Consider the following 21,712-nt stretch of genomic DNA (forward strand, 5'->3'; position numbering starts at 1 on the left):
CGTAAGTTCGATCAGGACTCAAGCAGGTCCTGAACGCGTCGCATGAAGACGCCGTGGCAGGCCTCATCCGGTGTCGAGTAAATCCTGTCCTCGACCACGCGCGGCGCGACGCCCCGATGTCCGGACAGCGCCACGATGCGGTAACCCTCGAAGCGTTCCACGGCCATGATGGCGTACTTCTCCACCTGAGGACGCGTGCGGAAATAGATCAGCAGCCGTTCGAGCGCCTCGCTGTGCTGTCCATTGAGGGACTGGCGATGCTCCTCGATGACTTCCGGCGACACCAGCGTCTTAAGATGATTGCGGGTCATCTTGTCGTAGCGACGTTGATAGATGACGCTCTTGTCGTCGGTCTCCGTCGCCTCCTCAGGCAACATCTCACCGCCCTTCTCCGCCCGCGTCGACCTCCGCTCGCTCTTCTTCTTGTCGCGCCAGGCACGGAACTGCGCCTTGATCCCAAATAGCCCGTTGCGCAGGTAGAGAACGACCAGCAGCATGATGAGGCCGATGATCATGAAGCGCGCGGGCCCCCATGTGTTCAGCACCTGGTCAAAGAACACGACGATGAGGGTACCGACCACCGCGCCTTCCGCACGTCCGACGCCGCCGATCACCAGCATGGCGAGGCCGAGCAGGACGGTGTCGAAGTTGAAGATCGAGAACGCCACGCCGCCGAAGTTCGAGGTGTAGAATCCGCCGATGAAGCCCAGCGCAGTCGACGAGATGAGGAACACCCAGACACGCGCCTGACGAAAGTTCACCCCGGTCGCCTCAGCGAAGGCTTCGCGCTTCTCGGGCGCCATGCGAAGGATTCGTCCAAGCCTGCGGCCGTTGACGAACCGGTAGAGCAGCAATGCGAGCAGCATCAGGCCGAAGCAGGCGTAATACGCCAGGAGCAGCTGACCCAACTGCGACCAATCTTCCGGCACGTAGGTCGTTGCGCCATACAGGCCGCCGTTGGCGGACCCGAATTCCTTCGAGGTGATGAAGTAGACCCGGCAGAGCTCGTTGAGCCCGAGAGTGAGAAGCGCGTAGTAGAAGCCATCCAGCCGCGTGGCCGGCAGCGCGATGATCCCGCCGAAGACCAGACCCACCAGCGCGCCGATCGGCGGCAACAGCCACCAGGGCAGCGCGAACTTGACCGCAAGCAGCGCCGCAACGAACGCGGCCGTCCCGACCACTGCATAGGTAGCGAGCGAGAAGACGCCCGCCGTGCCCATGATGAGCATCCAGCACAGGCTGATGGCGGAATAGATGCCGAACGTGGCTCCGGCCGTCAGCAGCGTGTTCTGCAGGTCACCGGGCGTGAACAGGGGAGCGATCGCCAGCGCGAGTAGCCCCAGCACCCACCAGATCGGCCGCTTGTCGACAATCGTCTTCTCCGCGCGCAACGTCTTGGGATTGTATTCCCCGCGCAGGCGCAGCACCCGGCGGCGCGTCGGCCAGTAGCGAAGACGATTCCACATCGTCCTGCCGTGGCCTGGCCACTTGTGATAGTAGCGTAGGCGGCCGACCGGGTTCAGCTTCGTCTTCGATTGACGAGTCCCTTCCCAAACCTCCTGATGGCTTCGAAACGGAATGGTTGGAAGTTCTTCGACGTCGCGTTTGCCACCCCAGACGAAGAGCGGGTTGCGCCATTTGGTGCCGCTATCAAGAGACATTGCTCAGGCCTCCCTCGCCTTGTCGAGCAGCCCGGCAATGCCGCGCGGACGGACCAAGAGAATGGCGATAATCACGACGAACTGGGTGATGAGAACGTAGCGACCGCCGATCGACATGCCTGTCAGCGCCTCGTTCAAGCCGAGCACGATCGCGGCGATGACAGCGCCGCGCACGCTGCCGAGTCCGCCGCAAAGCGCAATGCTGACGCCCTTGATCATCGGCATCAGTCCGCCGAACGGCGAGATGTAATAGGTTTGGGAGAGCAGGACGGCCGCGAGACCCGCCAATCCGCCCGTGATGCCCATGACGTAAAAGGAGGTGCGCCGCACACCGATGCCGACGATGGAGGCCGCATGAGGATTCATCATCATGGCGCGGATTTCGAGGCCACGGCGGCTCGACTGCATCCACCTGAGAACGACCGCCAGTATCACGATGGACGTCACCACGTTGCCGACCTTGTCGGCCGTGAAGACCGCGCCGCCCGGCAAGGATAGCGACCAGTTGCCGAAGATATCCGGCAGATTCTTCGAACGCGGACCGAACCACCAGAGCAGGAATTGCGTGCCGATCAAATTGATCGCGAGCGTCGCAATCAAACCGCGGATGGTGAAATTCGGTTTGTCGTGGATCGGTATGAATCCGATCGCACAGATGATTACACCGCCGAGCGCGCCGGCGAGGATACCCGCGGCCAGCACTGCAGGTCCCCATGCGGAGACGTTCTGGGCGAACAGCCAGGCGCCATACCCTGCGAATGCGAAAATGAATCCGTAAGACAGGTTGAGCAGGCCAAGACTCGACCACGTGATCGAAATTCCGATCGCGAGCGTGCCGTAAATGCACGCAAGGACGATGGTGTTGCTGACGATAAACCAGATATCCACGTTTTACGCCTTTCGATAAACGTTCAACGCGAGGGCCGCCGAGGCCTCACCCTTGAGCTTGCCGACATGCATGCCGATGACGCGATCGACCCGTCCCTCAAGCAATGCAACGTTCTGCTCCGCGATGATCATGGCGGCATCTCCGAGCTTGACGGCCATCAGCGCGTTGATCACGCTCTTGCCGATCTTGGGCGCCAGCCCGAGCGATGGCTCGTCGACGAGGAAGAGCGACGCATCGGTCATCAGGCCGCGGCCGATCGACACCATGCGCCGTTCACCGCCCGACAGGCGCCCCACGGGTACATCCATCAGCTTCCGCAACGGTGGAAATATCTCGAGGATGCGGAGCTTGCGTGCGGCGCGATCGCTCCATGCCGCCGCGGTGTAGGCCCCGGAATCGAGATGCTCCTCGACGGTCAGGCCATGGAAGATCTCGTCGCCCTGGGGAATCAGCGCCAAACCCGCGCGTACGATTTCATGGGTGTAGCGCCCCGGTCCCTGGCTTCGCGTGCGACCCACCTCCCTGCCGTTGAGTTTGATCGAGCCGCGCTGCCAGCCGGTGAGCCCCGCGATTGCATAGAACAGCGTCGACTTGCCGTGGCCGTTCAGGCCGACGATGCCAATCCGCTCCCCGGACTGCACGACGAGATCTAGATCGTGGATGACGCGGACCGGACCGTAGCCGGCAGACAATCCTTGGACGTTCAAAACCTCGCGCGGGGGCTGACGCGCCGGAGCGCCCGGCAAATGATTGCTCACGGAGATGTTCATGCGTCGGCCTCTTCGCTGAAGTCCTCGAAATAGGCCGCGTGAACCTTGGGATCCGCCATGACGTCGTCCATCAGGCCCTCGGAGATGACCTCGCCGGCGTCCATCACCAGAATGCGGTCGGCGATCATGCCGAGGAGCTCGATGCGGTGCTCAACAATAAGGATCGCGACATCCATCTCCTTGGCGAGCATGCGCAGGAGCTTGTCGATCTCGTCGACCTCCGAATTGATCAGGCCCGCCGCCGGCTCGTCCAGCAGCAGCAACGACGGCCGGCGCATCAGCAGGCAGGCCAGCAACAATTTGCGCCGGTTGAAGGTATCGAGCTGCGTCGCCGGTGTGTCCTCACTGATCTTCAGACCGACAAGGTCGGCACCATATTCCGCGTCGAACTTGGTGAGGAAAGGTCGATAGGCCTGACGCGCCGCCTTGAATGTCTCACCGACCGTCAACTCGTCGGGGACGACCGGCGTCTGAAAGGTGCGGCCAATTCCCAGACGCGAACGGGAATGCAACGGCAAGCCCGTGACATTCTCCCCTTTGAACCACACCATGCCGCTCTTCGGAGGCATCCGTCCGGAGAGGATTTCAAACAAGCTGGTCTTGCCCGCGCCGTTGGGGCCGATGATGCCAAGCACTTCCCCGGCCTGGACGTGCAGGTTGATATCGCGGAGAATCTCACGCCCGCCGAGATCGAGCGAAATTCCGCTGCAGGAGAACAGGGTGGCTGTTCCGCCCTGTTCAACCCCGCTGCTCGGAGACAGTCGTCTGAGCATCAGCTCCACCACGGCGCAGCGATCAGTTTCGTTTCCGAGACCGGACCGGGATAGGTGATCTTGTGCTCGCCTCCCTGGATCTGCACGTAGAGCTGCGCGACGCCGGCCTCGAGCTTTTGCGCCTGCAGCTCGTCTCCTCCATTGTCGGGGAAATGCCGCGCCTCCTGGTAGGGATTGCCCATGTCGACGTGACCGCAGACGCCACGCTGGGGATTGGCGCGGATCCAGTCGCAGACCTCGCTGAACTTCCGGGGATCGCCAACAGCCTCCCAGGCCTTCTTGAGGTAGTACGTCTGATCGTACGCAATGCCGGTGTAGGCGAGCCCCGCGATGCCGGGGAAACGTTTTTTGTACTTTTGCCTGTAGGCAAGACCTCTCTCGTCGCCATAGATGCCCATGGTTGTGCCCCACACGAAGCCGTTCGCAGCCGATCCGGCAAGCTCGAGGAATTCCGGCTGGGACGGGCCGTACTGGAGATAGACGAGCGAGTCGCGCACCGGGCTTGCAACGAACTGCTTGCAAAACGCGGCGTATTCAGCGGCAACCCAATGGTCCACCATGATCGCGGCAGCATCGACTTCCTTCATCTCGCGAATGACCGGCGCCCAGTCCTGCACGGGATACTGGATATCCGTAATGCGGGCGACTTCGAACTTGCCGCGCCGCTTGATCGCCTCCTGCGCGGCACGCGAAATGGTCTGGCAGTAACCAATCTGCTCCTGAATGATATGAACCTTGCGGTTCTTCGGCTTCCAGATACCCCGCTGCTCCTCGTCCTCCAGCCAGGAAGCATAGCTCCATCCGTAGTTCACCTCCGACGGGCAAAACTGGAAGATGTGGTTGTACTTATCCGGATGCGCCTTGACGGCAGAGGTGCCGGCGCGTTGAGCGTTGCCGTTGATGTACGGACATTTGTACTTCACGGTCGCGTCCATCGCCGGCAGCGGGACAAGCGTGAAAGCAAAGGAGATGGCGTCGACCTTGGCGTCCACGCAGGCTGCAAGCGCCTGCTTGGAGGATTCTGGCGACAGAACATTCATGTCCGTCGTGAACAGCTTCAGCGGCCTGCCAAGGATGCCGCCCGCGGCATTGATCTCCTCCATCGCGAGTGTCGTGCCGTTCAGAAAGTCCTGATGATCCGCAACCCCCGCGGCCGCCGTCTGGCAGTAGGGAATGCCGAGAATGATCGGCTGTGCTGCAAACGCCGACCGTCCAACAAATGGCGCCGCGACAGCCGCGCCGATGCCCGCGGTCACTGAACGTCTGGTGAGTCTCAAAACCATCTGAGCGACCTCCTGCAATCGCGCGCACAGGTTCTCGGCATCGCGACCGAGACCGGGCGGGATTTCGTGTTGGGTGACGACGGCGTATCCACGCGACGTCGGGTGATTGCGGCCCTCGACCTGCACCGCAGGATCGAAGCTTCGGTTTCCCGCCGATTTTCAGCAATACGTCAGCTGACCGATTTTAGCGGACGCGTTGGAGCAACCGGGGAAGTCTCCGAGCACCGCGGGCACGAACAGCGACCGGGGTGACAATTAGCTCAGCAAGCCCAGCCCGGATTTTCATCAACCGACGACACTGCCGGCACGCCCACGTCAGAAACGCTGACTTTGAACCGCATGAATTGTGACGTTCCTTTGACTCACCGGGCGCGCAGCCCTAAGGTACTCGTGTAGCTTTCAGGCGGTGCTGATTTCGATCCGGGACCATCGGGGTCAGCAGAGCGAAGGGCCACAGTAATGACGTGGCACCTTGCGTTGGTTGGAACGGTTGTTGCCCTGAGATTGCGTAAAGCACCTCGATCCGGCCGAACCAGAAAACCGACCGTCAGCGACCAAGAAGAAGATTGGATCACGAACCGTCGACAAGATCTTTCACGAGCTGGAGGCTCACCGTGAAATCGGCAGCGATCGACCATACAATGTCAGCCACAGTCCGGCTCGATACACCGGCGGCGGTCCTGAATGATCAGATCATTGATCAGGCGACGCAGGTCACCCGTCTGTTACGCGAGTTCGTGAGGAGCGAGGCGATCGCCCTGGTCGCAATAGATCCGATATCCCGAATTCACCGCTCTCTGGCCGTCGAAGGGTATACGGACAGAACGATGTCCTACGTGCTCGACGGATTCCCTAACGCCTGCCCGGCTTACGCCATCGCGCGCGAGAAGGACACGCACTCGCTGCGCTGGCGAGACTACAAGCGTGACTGGAATCTCCATTTGCCGGATACATTCACCGCTCAGGAATACCTGATGCCGGATGGATTCAGGGAAGGCTCGACAATGTGCCTGCGCGTTGCGGACGGCCGTTACATCGGGGCCATCCACATGAGCTGGTCCAAGGAGGCGCACGCCAAGGACGAGCACCGCGAGATGACGGAGCGCTTCCGCCCGATCTTGCTGAACATCTGCGATCAGCTCAGGACACCACAGCTTCTGGCCGATGAGCTGGCGCCCGGCTCCTACGCGCTCGCCGTCTCGCCGAATGGTTTTGCATTTCACCTGCCCAACCGTAGTCCGGGGCCGCATCTCGGCGAGGGCGGAGAGCTTCGCCGGCTCATGCTGGAGAAGGCGAAGTCTTCGAAACCGCAACGCTTCGTCTGGCCGGACGAGACCGGCCGCTGCCACCAGGTCACGATCACGCCCTGCCGCGGAAACATCCTCCTGATCACTGAAGAATGCATTCGCTGGCCGTACAATCTCTCGCTCCGCGAGATTCAGATCCTGCACCTCGTGACCAGCGGCGCGTCGAATCCCAACATCGCCGAGCAGCTCTTCGTGTCGCCCCGCACAGTGTCAACACACATCGAGCACATCCTCGCAAAGATGGGCTGTGATTCGCGCACGCGGCTCGCAGCACTTGCGGTATCCGAAGGACTGCTGCTGGCGGAGAACCCTTCCCGAGGGTCCCGGAAGCTTGCGGGCCATTGACCGACTTCGCGACCGCTTCAGTGGGATGGCTCTTTATTTGAGGGCGGATCCTTGAGCAGCACCGCAAGCCCCGCGGCCACGAGACAAGTCAGACCAACGCTCGCGAACCCGATCGCATAGCCTCCGAGGCCAAGAGCCACGACGCCGGCGGAAGCGATGGTGGCTCCTGCCACGTGCGCCGCCATCATCCAGCCCATTGCCGCGCCGATGCCGTGGCTGCCGAGATTTGCGGACATCAGTATCACCAGCGCTGGAAACGTCAGCGCCGCATCGAGGCCATAGAGCGCGCCGAACCGGGCAAGCTCGACAACGCTGAGGCCTGTGAACGGCAGCCAAAGCAGGATGAGCGCGCGGACGACAAAGTAGCCCGCCAGCAGCATTCGTGCGCGATAACGATCCGCGAGATACCCGCTCGCCACACTTCCGATCGCGCCGCCAAGCAGGACGATGGCCATCACGTCGGCGCTCGACGGGAGGCCGAGACCCGCGCCCATGCAGAGGATGCCGAGCTGGCTGTCGATCAAGCCGGATGTCGATGCGCCGCAGATACAGAAGATCGCAGCCAGCGCCCAGAACCGCCACCCCCTCCCCTCCGGATACGACGGCGCATGCCGGCTGGATGCCGACCGCTGCGGCGTAACTTCGCGTCCAGATGCCGCGACAAGGAGGATGACCACGAAGGCCGTGGCCAGTACGACGACTGCAGCGGCATGGAACGCGATGCGCCAACCGAGCGCCTCGACCGCGCGCGATGTAAGCAGCAGTCCTGCCGCCGATCCGAGGAACTGCATCGACGTCAGGAGGCCAAAGCGCGTGCCGCAATGCGCCGCGCTGCCACGACTGCCGACCATCGCGCCCAGGATGGATGCGCTCACGGGCCCGCTGCAGCCAAGTCCGAGGCCCCAGGCCAGAACGAGGTGCCAGGGCGACGTCGCGAACGTCGTCGATGCAAGCGATACCGCGAGGAGAACCAGGCTGACGACGAGCGGCCATCGAATGCTCCATCGTTCGAGACCACGGCCAGCGAGCGGCGATGCAGATGCAGAGACGACGATGCCGAGCGTGATCGGCCAGGCGACGTCGGAGATTTGCCAGCCCAGGTCCTGCTGGATGGGGACAGCCAGCAGCGCGGGAAGGACGCGCGCAGCGGAGTTCACAAAGATCACAAAAGCGACGGCGATGGCCGCAGAGGTCCCCGGCCTCGCGCACGCTGCCCCTCCGACGGACGGGAGCCGACCGGCCGACAATGCCGGCCGGACGGGCTGCAACGCGAAAAATGCGGTAGCGAGCCGTGCTCTATTCGGCGGCCTGCGCATGACAGCTTGCCGCGTTGCTGTCCGGCGCGAGGTCGATGCCGGGATTGCGATCGAAAAAGCCGCTCGGCATCAACTTGAAGCCGGTGAAGATGCAGGGCTGAACCGGAAAGTCCTCAGGACGGACCTGATGGTGAAGACCGAAGACGTGCCAGAGCACGATGTCGGTGTTCTCGATGTTCCGGTTGTTCCTGACGAAATCGGAAACACCTCCCGTTCCATCCGAGTGGTTCATGTGTTCGCCGGCCGGATAGCGCTCTTCGGGATCGAAGGCGGTGACCCAGAGCTGGTTCTTGATGAAGGCCGACCGCCTGCCCGACGGCGACTCGGGATCGATGAACGGCGTCACCGGATGACTCGCCTCGAGCTTGTAGCCCGTCGGCGTGCCGACCCAGTTCTTGCGGCCGGGATTGATGACCTTCCAGGCCCGATGCGTCGCAAGGTTTGCCTGGCGGCAACCGCCCAACTCGGTCTTCAGAACCGTTTCCTCTTCGTAGAAGCCGTTGCCATGGACATTGTCGGGTCCCCAAGGATCGGCCTGGGTGTTGAGCTCGACGACGCTGTTGTCGTCGCCATCGACGTTCATGTCCAGCCGCGCGCAGAAGATATGCTGGTGAATGTGGCCCACGACGCCGGGCGCGACTTCCTTGCCGTATTTGCCGGGCTGGCCCGGATGGCACGCGGCGGTGTTGATGATGCCGGTAGCCTTGAGCTCGAACTGGATCGAGCCGTCCGTGTGGAAGTACCAGAACAGGCCATATTCGTAGTTGGCGACCGTCGCGATGCAGGAGATGACCAGCCTGCGGGCACGCCGCGACTCGACATTGTTGGAGCGAAAGTCCCAATGCTTCCACAGCAGGCCGGCATCCTCCTCATGGATGCAGATGGCGTTTTCGATGGTGACCACGGTGCCGTCCATCGTCGCGAGATGTGCGTCGAGATAGGCGATGGCACCGAGGCAGTCGCAGCCGAGCTTCAGCGAATTGGCGAGCTTGCCGATGCCGTACTCACCGATGTCGAAGACATTCTTCCGGAAATGCCCCTTGTCTGTGGTTCCGTACGGCACGACCATTTCCACCAGCGACGCGCGGTGCGCGATCGGCCGCCCGTCGTAGCTGATGTCATGCAGGGTCAGACCTTCGCGCGAATTGAAGCCGACGAGCACAGACCAGCGATCCCACTCCAGGCGGCGGCCATCGAGCCTGAACGAGACACCTTCAGGCTGAACGACGTCGAGGGGCTTGTAGGGCGCTCGTGGATCCTTGATGAACTCCGCCTCGTAGTTCACCTCTGCCTGGGGAATCGGGATGATCTCATGGTCGTCGACGCGGATGATCTCGTAGGTCTTGATGTCGACCACGGCGTTCAGGCCGCCGATCGGGTGCGCATAGAGGTTGTCGTTCTCCCGCAGACGCAGCCAGGCGAAGACGTGCGCAAGGTAGCGGCCGTCCTCGCCGGGAATGCCGAAGTTGCCCGCCGACCACGGATCGATGCAGACAAGCGACATGTCCTCGATGCCGCGCTTCTTGCAGGCCGCAATGAATTCGGGAGCTGCGCGAACGGCGTCTTCGATGGCCGTAAACTGCTCGAGCTGGATCATCGGCTTGGCGGTTCGCACATATTTCGACGTGAGAACTTTCCCTTCCGCAAGAGAAACCGTCAGGCGCCAGATGCCATCCTCCCTGACCTTGAACAGATTGACCCGCGCCGCCCTTCTTATGGGATCTCCCGGCTTGTACAGACGTACGACTGATTTCTCAGGCTCGAGAAGCTCGATCGTCTCGAAGAGAAAGTCGGCGCCGTACTGTAGATCATTACGGACGATCCGGATCACCGCGCCGATTTCGGCAGCCGTCAAGGGATCGAGAGGATTCTTCACGGCATCCGTGTTGGGGGTGTCCGGGACGCATGTGCAGGACGACGAGGCGGTGACGGTGTCCATAGGCTAGCTCCTTGCATAGACGACTGGGCGCAGACGAGCGGAGCGACGGAATGAGCCCGCACGCGTGCATCCATATTGAGCAATACCGCTGCGGCACCGGCCACACACGACGGCAACCGGGCATTCCGAAGGCAGATCACATCTCGACGAATCGCTCCTCATCGGACGAACGTCGCGCCCAGTTGGCTCGTAGACAGATGGCCGGAATTTCTTCCGCGCATCGCTATTCGACAATACGTCAGTTGACCGATTCTGCGGGTGCGGGCGCGATGCTCAGACCGCGCCCGGTTGGCCCGCGACCAGACGTTCTGAACGCCGGCCCAATGACCGTGCAGCGGGAGGAGACATGGGGAACCCCTACAACATTGGCCTGGACAAGAACCAATTTTCGACCGCTGACGCCGCTGAGCCTCGTGGCTCGCACGGCCGCCGTGTATCCGCATCTCACCAGCGCTCTGTATGAAGGCCGCAGCTTCACGTGGGCCGAGACCTATGATCGGTGCAGGAGGCTGGCATGCTCGCTCGTGGCACTTGCTTCTTCAGCCGGTCCTCACCTCATTTCGAACGAGGACTTTACGGCCTTAACGGCAGACGTGACGAAGCCATGCACCTCGCGCACCCGACGGGTGTCGTGGGTGTCCGGATGGGACGTGATCCAGTAGCTGCGGACGAACCGCACGTCAGGGAGCAAACGCCGGAGATCGGGATAACGCCGGGCGGCATAGTCGTGCAGGATTCCCACGCCGTGGCCGGCGCGCACGGCCTCCATCTGCGCAACCACGCTGCCGCATTCATAGCGACGCGACATCAGTTGCCCAAGCACAGAGGCGTAGTCGAGCGCCCGGCTGTAGACGAAGTCTTCGACATGGGTCACGAACAGACGGCCGGCGAGATCCGTCTGGCGATCGATCGCGCCTTCCCGCGCGAGATAGCTCTCGGCCGCGTAGACGCTGAGCGTGTAGTCCGTCAGTTTCGAGACGATCAGTTTGCCCTGCTTCGGCCGATCGAGCGTGATCACAATATCCGCCTCGCGGCGCGACAGTGAAAACGTTCGAGGCAACGGCACCAGTTGAATGACGAGTCCCGGGTGCTTTGCCGCCAGCGCGCCAAGATGTTCGGCAAGAAAGTAGTTGCCGAGTCCATCCGGCGCACCGACCCGCACGGTGCCGGTGATGGCCTCGGCCGCGCCGCCGATGCTGGTGCCGACCTTGAGAAATTCGCTTTCGGCGCGTTCCGCCGCCGCCACCAGCGCTTCCCCTGCCGCGGTGAGCGTGCAGCCGGATGTATGCCGCTCCAGGAGCTGCGTCTTCAGACTTTGTTCCAATGCTGTAAGTTGCCTCGCCACCGTCGCGTGGTTCAGCCGCAAATGCCGCGACGCCTTCAGGATCTGGCCCGCACGCGCGACTTCCAGAAAAATTCTCACGCGTTCCCAATCCATGGAATCTAGCCCGCCCGTCTCATCTAGTGACGATTTCTGACTTTATTTTCTGCACAACGGAGCCGCGCTTTATGCCGTTGATGCGCAATTTTACCTGCCTCATACCCTTCCGATCAAGCATTCCTGGAGGCAAGCTGATGACTACGACCATTCACAATTTCATCGATGGACGGCTGACGCCGGGCCGAGGCAACCGAACATCAGCTGTCTTCAATCCGGCGACCGGCGAGCAATCCGGGACGCTGGGACTGGCATCGGCCGACGACGTTAAGGCAGCCGTGGCGGCGGCGAGCAAAGCCTTCCCGGCGTGGGCCAACACGCCTCCCCTGCGCCGCGCGCGCATTCTCAACCGCTTCCTGCGCATTCTCGAGGAGCGTATCGACGAACTCGCCGCGGTGATCACCGCTGAGCACGGCAAGGTTCTCTCGGATGCAAAGGGTGAAATTCAGCGCGGCATGGAGGTCGTGGAGTTTGCGGTCGGCGCACCGCAACTGCTCAAGGGCGAGATCACCGAGAACGTCGGCACCCGCGTCGACAGCCATTCGCTGCGGCAGCCGCTCGGCGTTGTCGCCGGCATCACGCCATTCAACTTTCCGGCAATGGTGCCGATGTGGATGTTTCCGGTCGCGCTCGCCTGCGGCAACACCTTCATCCTCAAACCGTCCGAGCGCGATCCGTCCGCCTCGCTTATTCTCGCACAGTGGCTCAAGGAAGCCGGCCTGCCCGACGGGGTCTTTAACGTTGTCCAGGGCGACAAGGAAGCAGTCGATGCGATCTTGACCGATCCCGACGTGGTCGCCGTGAGCTTCGTCGGCTCGACGCCGATCGCGCGCTATATCTACGAAACCGCAACCAGCCACGGCAAGCGCTGCCAGGCGCTGGGCGGCGCGAAGAACCACATGATCGTGATGCCCGATGCGGACATGGACCAGGCGGTCGACGCACTGATGGGCGCCGCCTACGGCTCTGCCGGCGAGCGCTGCATGGCGATCTCGGTGGCCGTGCCGATCGGCGACGCCACCGCCGACAAGCTGATCGAGAGGCTAGTGCCCAAGGTGCGCGCCTTGAACATTGGCCCGGGCACCGACCCGGATGCCGAGATGGGCCCGCTGGTGACGAAGCAACACCTCGACAAAGTGCGCGGTTACATCGATGCCGGCGTCGACGAAGGCGCGAACTTGATCGTCGACGGACGTGACTTCCGGCGTCAGGGTTACGAGAAGGGATACTTTATCGGAGGAACACTGTTTGACCGCGTGACGACCGACATGAAGATCTACCGCGAAGAAATTTTTGGTCCCGTACTCGCCGTTGCCCGTGCCAAGTCCTATGACGACGCCGCGGACATGATCAACAAGCACGAGTTCGGCAACGGCACCGCTATCTTCACCAGGGATGGGGATGCGGCCCGGGAGTTCGCGCATCAGATCCATGTCGGCATGGTGGGCATCAACGTGCCGATCCCGGTCCCGATGGCGTTCCATTCGTTCGGCGGTTGGAAGGCGTCGCTGTTCGGCGACCACCACATGCACGGCCCCGAGGGCGTCCGGTTCTACACCCGGCTGAAGACCATCACGACGCGATGGCCCACCGGCATTCGCGCTGGCGCGGAATTTGTTATGCCCACCATGTCCTGATCACCCGCGCCGCACAACGGTGAACGGCTCCAGCTCTCTTGGGGTCGTTCACCATCAAGAAGCAAGCGACCGACGCCTTACGTCACAGTCCACCCGAAGGGCCCATTGCAATGCCTGAGATCGGCAGAACGGATCAATTGCACAACGCAATCCGATCGATGGGTTCAAATCGCGGTCAGCATTTGGACCTGCCGTAAGGTCAGCGAAGTCTGCTGGAGAAAAGCGAAGCCCTACGGCGGAGGAGCAAAGCGCTCACAAAGCTCGGCGTTCGCCACCATTGAGGGTGCGAAATCGCAGGATATCGCAGTTTGGCGTGGAAAATCGTGCAAATGGCGGAGAGAGTGGGATTCGAACCCACGGTACGGTTTCCCGCACACACGCTTTCCAAGCGTGCGCCTTAAGCCACTCGGCCATCTCTCCGGGAGGCCCTCTCTTGAAGGGACGGGGCGGATTTTGCAAGGGAGCGCGGGGCCGGAGCGCGAAATTTCCCCAATGGATTGAAAAGATTGGGTAAATTTGCGGTGACGGCAGCCGCGCGCCGCGGCCTCGCTTGCCTCTGCGAGAGATTTTGGCCAGTGACTGGTCAGAGACCGGCGCAAATCAATTGATACAGCCGACCGATCCGTCCTCCGTCATTCCGGGGCATGCGAAGCATGAGCCCGGAATCCATTTCGCCGCTTGTTCCGTGCTCCGATGGATTCCGGGCTCAACCCTGCGGGCTGCCCTCAGATGCGCAATTGCGCACCGGGGAATGACGAGTCGATAGAGCCGCAGCCCCCTGCCACTGAGTTGCCCGACGGCGCAAGCCCCTCGCGCGAAAACATTTCGCTTTATCAGAAATGAAACTCAGTGTATGAAAGTCCCGTCTCACCCGATCGAGGGGCGCTGCGCATCGTCACGGGTGTTGCGGTGAGATGCGGTGGGAGCCGAGCGCGCAGTCGACGAATGCGTGTGAAGCGGACGGTGAAGTCGTGTGGTCCTGACGCCCTAGCGGCCGGTGTCCCCTCGCAAAACGCGATGGCGTGATGCGGGGGCGGTGACAAGCAAGCCCAGTCTCGCCGGGGAGAGCACGAAGTAAGCCGTAATCCATCGCGCAGGGAAAGCCGGATTTCTCCGGTTACACCTGTGGTCCCACCCCCGAGCTTTCTACCTTTGCTCGGGGCCCATGGGTGCGATCGGCACCCGGCTTTCCCTGCGCCCTCTATTCAAGGAGAGGGCGGAACGAGAAGCAAAGCTCGGACAAATCATGTCGCGAGAATGCGAAAGCATGTCACAACCCGTGCAACACATTCGGTGTCGTCCTGGCGAAGGCCAGGACCCATCACCCCCAATGAGAATTGTTGCACTATGCTGGGGCCACGATCCCGCTCATCATCAGGTGCGGTGGCTATGGGTCCTGGCTCCCGTGCGCAATTGCGCACTAGGCCAGGACGACGATCGTGTGTGATGCAGCCGCGCTGTCATCGCTCGGCTCGCCGCCTTCGCTAAAGCTTCGGCGCGCCAGGGGTTCTTGGCCTCGTCGAAGCCTTGGCGTAGACGGGACCGGGCGATCCAGTACGCCGCAGCCTCTCGGCTCACGCACAGGCGCCTCTCGAATACCGGATCACCGCATACGCGGATGATGACACCGAACAGGCTGTTTGACAGTTGAATCGGAAGACGACGATGCACGAGGACGGGCAAGCGCAAACATGCCCATCCTGCTATGCGATGCGACTAGTGATATCGCGCGGCAAGATCCGCCGTGCGGCGCGGCCACAGGCTCGGTGGCTCAGGCAGCGCCGCGTTTCCCGCACTGTGCGTATCCTGCAGCGCCTCGATGAAATCCGCGAACCATTGCTGGATGGTGCCGCTGTTGAGCTTCTCCATCATGGCTTCCCAGCGCATCCGCCGCTCGGTCAGCGGCATCGCGAGCGCCGTCGCCAAGGTGCGCGCCATGCCGTCGATGTCGTGCGGATTGACCAGCAGTGCAGCATCGAGTTCGTTCGCCGCGCCGGCGAATTTCGACAGCACCAGCACGCCGGGATCCGCCGGGTTTTGGGCTGCGACATATTCCTTGGCGACGAGGTTCATGCCGTCCTGCAGCGGCGTCACCACGCCGACCTGCGCGGTGCGGTAGAGGCCGGCGAGCACGCCCTGGCCAAAGCCCTTGTTGAGGTAGCGGATCGGGGTCCAGTCGACCTCGCCATGCTCGCCATTGACGTCGGTGACGAGCTTCGCCACCTCGCTCTGCAGATTGCCGTAAGCCTCGATCGCGCCGCGCGAGGGCGTTGCGATCTGCAGCAGCGACACCGAGCGCTTCAGTGCCGGGTGCAGCGTCCACATCTTGTCGAACGCCTTGATGCGGTTGACCAGACCCTTGGAATAGTCGAGCCGGTCGACGCCGATCGCGAGCTTCTCGCCGTTGAGGCTGCGCCGCAGCCGCGTCACGTCGGGATGCATCATCGCCTTGGTCGCCTGCTGGGCGAATTTGCCGGGATCGATGCCGATCGGAAACACCGCGGCGCGAGTGTGGCCGAACGACGAGTTGATGACGCCGTCACGCACCTCGAACGCGAGCTCGTGCTGCACGTAGCTCAGGAAGTTCTCGCAGTCCTCGTCGGTCTGGAAGCCGATCAGGTCGTAGGACAGCATCGCTTCGATCAGCGCGCGATGATTGGGCACGCCTGCGATCACCGCGCGCGCCGGCCATGGCGTGTGCAGGAAGAAGCCGATCGGCTGCGTGACACCGAGATCGCGCAGCTCGGCGCCGAGTGCGAGGAAATGATAGTCCTGGATCCAGAACACGGAATCAGGCTTGCGGAAGCGCAACAGCGCGCGCGCCATGAACGCGTTCACTTCGCGATAGCTCGTGTAGTCCTCGTGCGAGGCACGAATCAGATCGGCGCGCGAATGCATCGCGGGCCACAGCGCCGAATTGGCAAAGCCTTCGTAATAGCCGCCATAGTGCGCGGCCGGCAGATCGAGCATCGCCAGCGCGCCCGCACCGAGGGCCTCGACCTCTGCAAAAGGTTCCTTGTGGTTCCCGTCGCGGACACGTCCGCTGGAACCAACCCATATTGCCCCTGTCTTTTCCACCACCGGCAACAATGCCGCAGCCAGCCCCCCCGTCATGGGTTCATTGGGTTTTCCGCGCGAGACGCGGTTCGATACGACGACGAGGTTCACCAGGTCCCCTCCTGTTGGTCAACTCGCGTATTAACAACCATTCATCAAGATGGTTCCGGATCAAGATTTCTCCCAATTGAAACCAAATTCTGGCATGCGCTGAAGGAACTCGCAGGAACTCGCAAAAAGAAAAATTCATGCGAGATGCACGTCACGACGCAAAACAACCGCATTCAGGAGTGCGCGACGCGACGTGCAATGCAGATGATTTGGTTAGGACAGGCTGACGTCCCTATCGTCGTCGAGCAGACGCGCAAGGAATTCACGCACATCGCTCGGCCCATCGAAATGCCCAGCGACGCCGGTTGCGCGACGGCCGACGGAGAATGCGAGACCATTGAAGTCGGGCATGATGCCGAACACGGTCTCGTCGGTGACGTCGTCCCCGATGAAGAACGGGCGGCGTCCCCTGAACGGCTCATGCGTCATCAGTTCGAGCACGCCGGTCGCCTTGGTGAAGCCAGAGTGCTTGATCTCGCAGACGCTCTTGCCCGGCAGCACCTCGATCGGCGCATTCGGCAAATCGGCGCGGATCAGCGACACCGCTTCATAGATCGCCTTCTCCGCATGCGGCGCCAGCCGATAGTGCAGCGCCAGCGAATAGCCCTTGTCCTCGAGCAGAATGCCGGGGCTGAGCTTGGCGATCGCGGCGAGACGGCGCTTCAATTCCTTGTCCAGCGGCGGCGCGTGCGCGGCGACCGCCTCGCTGTCCGGCTGCAACCGCATCTCGGCACCATGGCCGCCGATCGCGGGAAACTGGTCGGGCGCGAAGATCAGGTCGATGTCGTTGAGCGAGCGGCCGCTGACCAGCGCCAGCGCGCCGCTGGTGCGCTCATGCAATCGCTTCAGCGTGGTCGACAGATCCGGCGGTACCCAGACCTCGCGCGGCGTCGGCGCGAGATCGAGCAGCGTGCCGTCGATATCGAGCAGCACTGCGGTCTGTCCCAGCGGCGGGATCAGCGACGCCGGCGCCGGCACATTATCGGTCGCGTGGTCAGGGGTGATGTCATCATCCACGGGCATTTCGGCCAAATCATGCTTCATCCTAGTCTACTCCACAAATGCCAACGGTCGCGCGACGGATTCGAGCGATTTTCGCTCGGCCGCGACGGCATAGCGCCACGCGACCGCTGCGGCGACCATCATGAGTGCCGCCCCCAGAAGGTAGCCGGCGAACACGCTGTTGCGCGATCCGGTGTCGATCAGCACGCCGAACAGCGCCGGCCCGATCACGCCGCCGATGCCGGTGCCAACGGCATAGAAGACGGCGATTGCGAGCGCGCGAACCTCCAGCGGAAACGTCTCGCTGACGGTGAGATAGGCGGCGCTCGCCGCGGGCGAAGCAAAGAAGAAGATCACCATCCAGGCGATGGTCTGGGTCTGCGCGCTCAACACGCCGATCGAGAACAGATAGCCGGACAACGCAAGCAGCACGCCGGAGATGCCATAGGTCAGTGTGATCATGGTGCGGCGGCCCACCGTATCGAACAGGCGGCCGAGCAGCAGCGGGCCGAGGAAGTTGCCGGCAGCGAAGGGCAGGATGTACCAGCCGACATGGCTGGCGGCGATGCCGAAGAAATCGGTCAGGATCAGTGCGAAAGTGAAGAAGATCGCGTTGTAGAAGAAGGCCTGCGCGGCCATCAGCGTCAGCCCGACCAGCGAGCGCTGCCGGTAGGTCGAGAACAGCGTCACCGCGACCTCGCGCAGCGGCGTGTGATCGCGCATCCGAATCCTGATCTTCTCAAAACCCTCGCTCGGCTGCTCGTGGCCCAGCGCGGAGGTCTCGATATCGGCCACGATCCTGTGGGCTTCTTCGGGGCGGCCATGGATCATCAGCCAGCGCGGGCTTTCTGGAATCCACATCCGCATCAGCAGCACGAAGAGGCCAAGCACCGCGCCGGTGAAATAGGCGATCCGCCAGCCGTGGTCCGGCGCAAGCAATGCGGGATCGAGCAGGACGATCGCGCTCAGCGCGCCGATCGCGGCGCCGATCCAGAAGCTGCCGTTGATGACGAGATCGGTCCAGCCGCGATAGCGCGCCGGCACCAGTTCCTGGATGGTCGAGTTGATCGCGGTGTATTCGCCGCCGATGCCGGCACCGGTGAGGAAACGAAACAGCGCGTAGCTCGCGACGTTCCACGACAGCGCGGTTGCAGCCGTCGCCGAGAGGTAAACCGCGAGCGTGATGAAGAACAGCTTCTTGCGCCCGATCCGGTCGGTGAGCCAGCCGAAGCCGAGCGCGCCGAGCACGGCGCCGGCGAGATAGGCGCTGCTGGCGAGGCCGACATCGGCGTTGGTGAAGTGCATCGCCGGGCTGTCCTTCAGCGCGCCCGACAGCGCACCGGCCAATGTCACCTCGAGCCCGTCGAGAATCCAGGTGATGCCGAGCGCGAGCACGACGCGGGTGTGAAAACCGCTCCAGCTGAGATTGTCGAGCCGAAGCGGGATCGAGGTCTCGATCACGCGGTCGTCATTCGGCGTGGCTGGCGCCACCGCCTCGTGCGTCGTCGCAGAGCTCAACTGTGTCCGCTGCAGTGTCATCAGAATGGACCAATGGAAAAATCCCCGGAACGATGCGTTCCAAGGTTCTCCCTCCCAGGATTGCGGCAAACGGAGTGCCCGCCACGCGACGTCAACGCCGCAGGCCGGCGAGGGTTCCCGCAATGCGGAAAAGCGAGCAAAACCGCCGTATCACTGAAGACAGTTCGAGCGGGATCGATGTCCTCGTCCTGGCGAAAGCAATTAATTCCGTCGTCCCGGCGAAGGCCGGGACCCATACGCCGCGGCCACGTCAATGGGCACGCGGTGAATTGCAGGTACAACAATAATGAGTGGTGGTTATGGGTCCCGGCCTTCGCCGGGACGACACTTGTGGGTCTACGCGGCGCGGATGTTCGCCATGAAACGGTCGAGCTCCTCGCGCAGCCGCGAGCTCTCGACCGACAGCGAGCGCGCCGAGTTCAGCACCTCTTCGGAGGCAGCTCCCGTCTCGGTGGCGCCGCGGTTGACCTGGGTGACGCTCGAGGCGGTTTCCTGGGTGCCCTGCGCGACGTTCTGCACGCTGCGCGCGATCTCCTGCGTTGCCGCGCTCTGCTGCGCGACCGAGCTCGCGATGTTGGTCGCGATCCCGGAGATCTGCCCGATGGTGCCGCCGATCTCCTTGATCGCGGCGACCGATTCCTGCGTCGCGGCCTGCATGCCCGAGATGTGGCTGGAGATCTCGTCGGTGGCCCTGGCGGTCTGGCTCGCCAGCGACTTCACCTCGGAGGCGACCACCGCGAAGCCACGGCCCGCATCGCCGGCGCGTGCGGCCTCGATGGTGGCGTTCAGCGCCAGCAAATTGGTCTGCTCGGCGATCGCCGTGATCAGCTTGACCACGTCGCCGATCTCCTGCGCGGCACGCGAGAGCTTGCCGATCCGCGCATCGGTCTGCTCGGCCTGACGCACGGCGGAATCGGCGATCTGGCTGGATTCCTTGGCGCGGCGGCCGATCTCGTCGACGGATGCGGACAATTCCTCGGTCGCCGAAGCCACCGACTGCATGTTGCTGGCGGCCTCCTCGGAGGAGCCGGCGACCTGGCTGGACAGGTTCTGCGTGGTCTCCGCAGTCCGGGTCAGCGTGCCGGCGGCCGACTCGAGCTGCACGGCGGAAGCCGACACGTTGGAGACGATCGCGCCGACGGCGGATTCGAATTCGTCGGCAAAACGAATCAGCTCGGTGCGCCGCGTCGCAGCGCTCGCCTTGTTCTGCGCTTCCTGGGTCGCGGCATCGCGCTCGGCCTTGGCGACCGCCTGAACCTTGAACTCCTCAACGGCGCCGGCCATCTCGCCGAGCTCGTCACGGCGGCCGAGGCCGGGCAGCACGACATCGAAATTGCCCGCCGCGAGTTCGCGCATCGCCGCACACATCGCCGCGATCGGCCGCGAAATGCCCTTGCCGAGCAGGAACGCCCAGACCAGCCCGAGCACGAAGCTGCCGGCGGCGAGCATCAGGATCAGCTGCTCGGTGTCGCCGATCATCGTGTGCGATTCGCTCTCAAGTCGCTTTTGGTCGGCGAACAGATCGGACTTCATCGCCGCCGCGCCCTGGCTGATCGCGGCCGCGGATTCCGTCATCTCGACGGTCAATTCGTCGATCGACTTCGCATTGGCGATCAGCTTGGCGAGCGCCTCGCGATATTCTTCGAGCAGCGCAGTGATTTCCTTCACCCCTTGCGTGATTCGCTCGTTCTGCGAGGTGATCCCCTTCACCAGATTGTCGGCGAATTTCAGCCGGGCGAGCGCACTGGAGGCGACGGTCTTGTCGCCGTTGACGACGAAAGTGTTGACCGCCCCGGTGATCGACTGCAGTTGGTCGGCCACCTTCTTGGCACCGAACTGGATCGACTGCAGCTCGGAATCATCGGCATTGCTCGGGAGGTCGTCGAGCTTGTAGCGCATCGAGGTCGCGCTGCGGACGAGCTTATTTTGCGCCGTCTGCGCACTCTCGTCCTTGATCCGGACGATCTCGGCAAAGATCTTGGTGAAGGCGCGGAATTCACGCTCCAGCTTGGTGATCTGCTCGAGCCGGGCCGGGTTGGTGGTGCCCTTCATCGACGCCATGATGGCGTCCTTCAGGCTGGCTTCGGCGGCGAGCGCCGCCTTGGCGTCGTCCTCCTTGCCGGTCGCGACATAGTAGCGTGCCAGCGAGCGGTAGGAGATCAGTTCGCGATCGATGTTGCGGGCGAGGTCGGCTTCCGCGACGCTCTGGCGATAGGAGCCGACGCCCGCGGAGACCCGCTCGAAGCCCATATAGGCGAAGCCCATGGTGGCTGCCGACAGCGCCAGCGTGACGGCAAAGCCGAGCATGATCTTGGCGCGGAATCTGAGGGTTGGGAACCTGATCGAGAGCGATCGCTTGAGTCCCGGCATTCCAACCCCCGTCTTCATTCTGAAAACCACGCGGGGTCCGGCGGCAACCCGCCCCAGACCCCGGAGGGCAAAACTAAGGCAGAATCGATAAGGCCCGGTAAATGGGCAACAAGTTCGCCTGAATCGGCACGCTACTACCTTGGTCGGGCCAGGTGGGTGGGCTTGGTGATTGACGCGCGGGACCGGCCCGATAGTTTAGAACTGATCAAACCTGTCCCTGTCCGGGCCAGGAGAACACATCGGGAGGTGTCCCATGTCATCGCGTCGAGCGGCGC

14 protein-coding genes and 1 tRNA gene are annotated in these 21,712 nt (G+C 62.8%); 2 read left to right on the forward strand and 13 right to left on the reverse strand.

The features are described from left to right. Positions 1-11: 11 nt before the first annotated feature. From K359_RS0117655 to K359_RS0117675, 5 genes are read right to left on the reverse strand one after another with little or no spacing between them, the layout of a single operon-like run. Complete coding sequence (locus tag K359_RS0117655) at positions 12-1,661, reverse strand: branched-chain amino acid ABC transporter permease (RefSeq protein WP_029080536.1); 1,650 nt, start codon at positions 1,659-1,661, stop codon at positions 12-14. A 3-nt stretch (positions 1,662-1,664) separates the two neighbouring features. Continuing rightward, the gene (locus tag K359_RS0117660) at positions 1,665-2,549 is read right to left on the reverse strand and encodes a branched-chain amino acid ABC transporter permease (RefSeq protein ID WP_029080537.1); all 885 of its coding nucleotides are present in this window, start codon (positions 2,547-2,549) and stop codon (positions 1,665-1,667) included. A 3-nt stretch (positions 2,550-2,552) separates the two neighbouring features. Then, positions 2,553-3,320: an ABC transporter ATP-binding protein gene (locus K359_RS0117665; protein ID WP_051346179.1), complete on the reverse strand. Its 768-nt coding sequence runs from the start codon at positions 3,318-3,320 to the stop codon at positions 2,553-2,555. Further along, positions 3,317-4,105, reverse strand: a complete 789-nt coding sequence (locus K359_RS0117670; protein ID WP_198031153.1) for an ABC transporter ATP-binding protein — start codon at positions 4,103-4,105, stop codon at positions 3,317-3,319. The genes K359_RS0117665 and K359_RS0117670 overlap by 4 nt, the downstream gene beginning before the upstream one ends. Continuing rightward, positions 4,093-5,376 carry an ABC transporter substrate-binding protein gene (locus K359_RS0117675; RefSeq protein ID WP_029080540.1) on the reverse strand — a complete coding sequence of 428 codons (1,284 nt, stop codon included), beginning with the start codon at positions 5,374-5,376 and terminating at the stop codon, positions 4,093-4,095. The genes K359_RS0117670 and K359_RS0117675 overlap by 13 nt, the downstream gene beginning before the upstream one ends. Before the next feature lie 614 nt (positions 5,377-5,990). On the opposite strand from K359_RS0117675, the gene K359_RS0117680 reads away from it, so the two are divergent. Next, entirely contained in the window at positions 5,991-7,028 is a 1,038-nt protein-coding gene (locus tag K359_RS0117680; protein WP_029080541.1) for a response regulator transcription factor, read from the forward strand. 17 nt (positions 7,029-7,045) lie between these two features. On the opposite strand, the gene K359_RS57280 is transcribed toward K359_RS0117680, so the two are convergent. The 3 genes from K359_RS57280 to K359_RS0117695 all read right to left on the reverse strand — a co-directional run bounded on the left by K359_RS57280 (position 7,046) and on the right by K359_RS0117695 (position 11,721). Continuing rightward, positions 7,046-8,344 (reverse strand): MFS transporter, encoded by a 1,299-nt coding sequence (locus K359_RS57280; RefSeq protein WP_084518431.1) that lies wholly within the window; start codon positions 8,342-8,344, stop codon positions 7,046-7,048. After that, complete coding sequence (locus tag K359_RS0117690) at positions 8,325-10,283, reverse strand: primary-amine oxidase (RefSeq protein ID WP_029080543.1); 1,959 nt, start codon at positions 10,281-10,283, stop codon at positions 8,325-8,327. Before K359_RS0117690 ends, K359_RS57280 begins: the two co-directional genes overlap by 20 nt. Before the next feature lie 550 nt (positions 10,284-10,833). Beyond that, complete coding sequence (locus tag K359_RS0117695) at positions 10,834-11,721, reverse strand: LysR family transcriptional regulator (protein WP_029080544.1); 888 nt, start codon at positions 11,719-11,721, stop codon at positions 10,834-10,836. A gap of 137 nt (positions 11,722-11,858) precedes the next feature. Here K359_RS0117695 and K359_RS0117700 point away from each other — a divergent pair, with 137 nt between their 5' ends. Next, positions 11,859-13,358 carry a CoA-acylating methylmalonate-semialdehyde dehydrogenase gene (locus K359_RS0117700; protein WP_029080545.1) on the forward strand — a complete coding sequence of 500 codons (1,500 nt, stop codon included), beginning with the start codon at positions 11,859-11,861 and terminating at the stop codon, positions 13,356-13,358. A gap of 330 nt (positions 13,359-13,688) precedes the next feature. Here K359_RS0117700 and K359_RS0117705 read toward each other — a convergent pair. The 5 genes from K359_RS0117705 to K359_RS0117725 all read right to left on the reverse strand — a co-directional run bounded on the left by K359_RS0117705 (position 13,689) and on the right by K359_RS0117725 (position 21,437). Beyond that, positions 13,689-13,778, reverse strand: a tRNA-Ser gene (locus K359_RS0117705). Positions 13,779-15,074: 1,296 nt separating this feature from the next. Next, positions 15,075-16,526, reverse strand: a complete 1,452-nt coding sequence (otsA, locus tag K359_RS0117710; RefSeq protein ID WP_029080546.1) for an alpha,alpha-trehalose-phosphate synthase (UDP-forming) — start codon at positions 16,524-16,526, stop codon at positions 15,075-15,077. Positions 16,527-16,739: 213 nt separating this feature from the next. Beyond that, the gene (gene otsB / locus K359_RS0117715; protein ID WP_029080547.1) at positions 16,740-17,570 is read right to left on the reverse strand and encodes a trehalose-phosphatase; all 831 of its coding nucleotides are present in this window, start codon (positions 17,568-17,570) and stop codon (positions 16,740-16,742) included. A 6-nt stretch (positions 17,571-17,576) separates the two neighbouring features. Next, positions 17,577-19,067, reverse strand: a complete 1,491-nt coding sequence (locus K359_RS0117720) for an MFS transporter (RefSeq protein WP_029080548.1) — start codon at positions 19,065-19,067, stop codon at positions 17,577-17,579. A gap of 336 nt (positions 19,068-19,403) precedes the next feature. Further along, positions 19,404-21,437: a methyl-accepting chemotaxis protein gene (locus tag K359_RS0117725; RefSeq protein ID WP_029080549.1), complete on the reverse strand. Its 2,034-nt coding sequence runs from the start codon at positions 21,435-21,437 to the stop codon at positions 19,404-19,406. Positions 21,438-21,712 lie beyond the last annotated feature (275 nt).

The sequence above is a fragment of the Bradyrhizobium sp. th-b2 genome (assembly GCF_000426785.1).
In the GTDB taxonomy this organism is placed as follows: Bacteria; Pseudomonadota; Alphaproteobacteria; order Rhizobiales; family Xanthobacteraceae; genus Bradyrhizobium; species Bradyrhizobium septentrionale.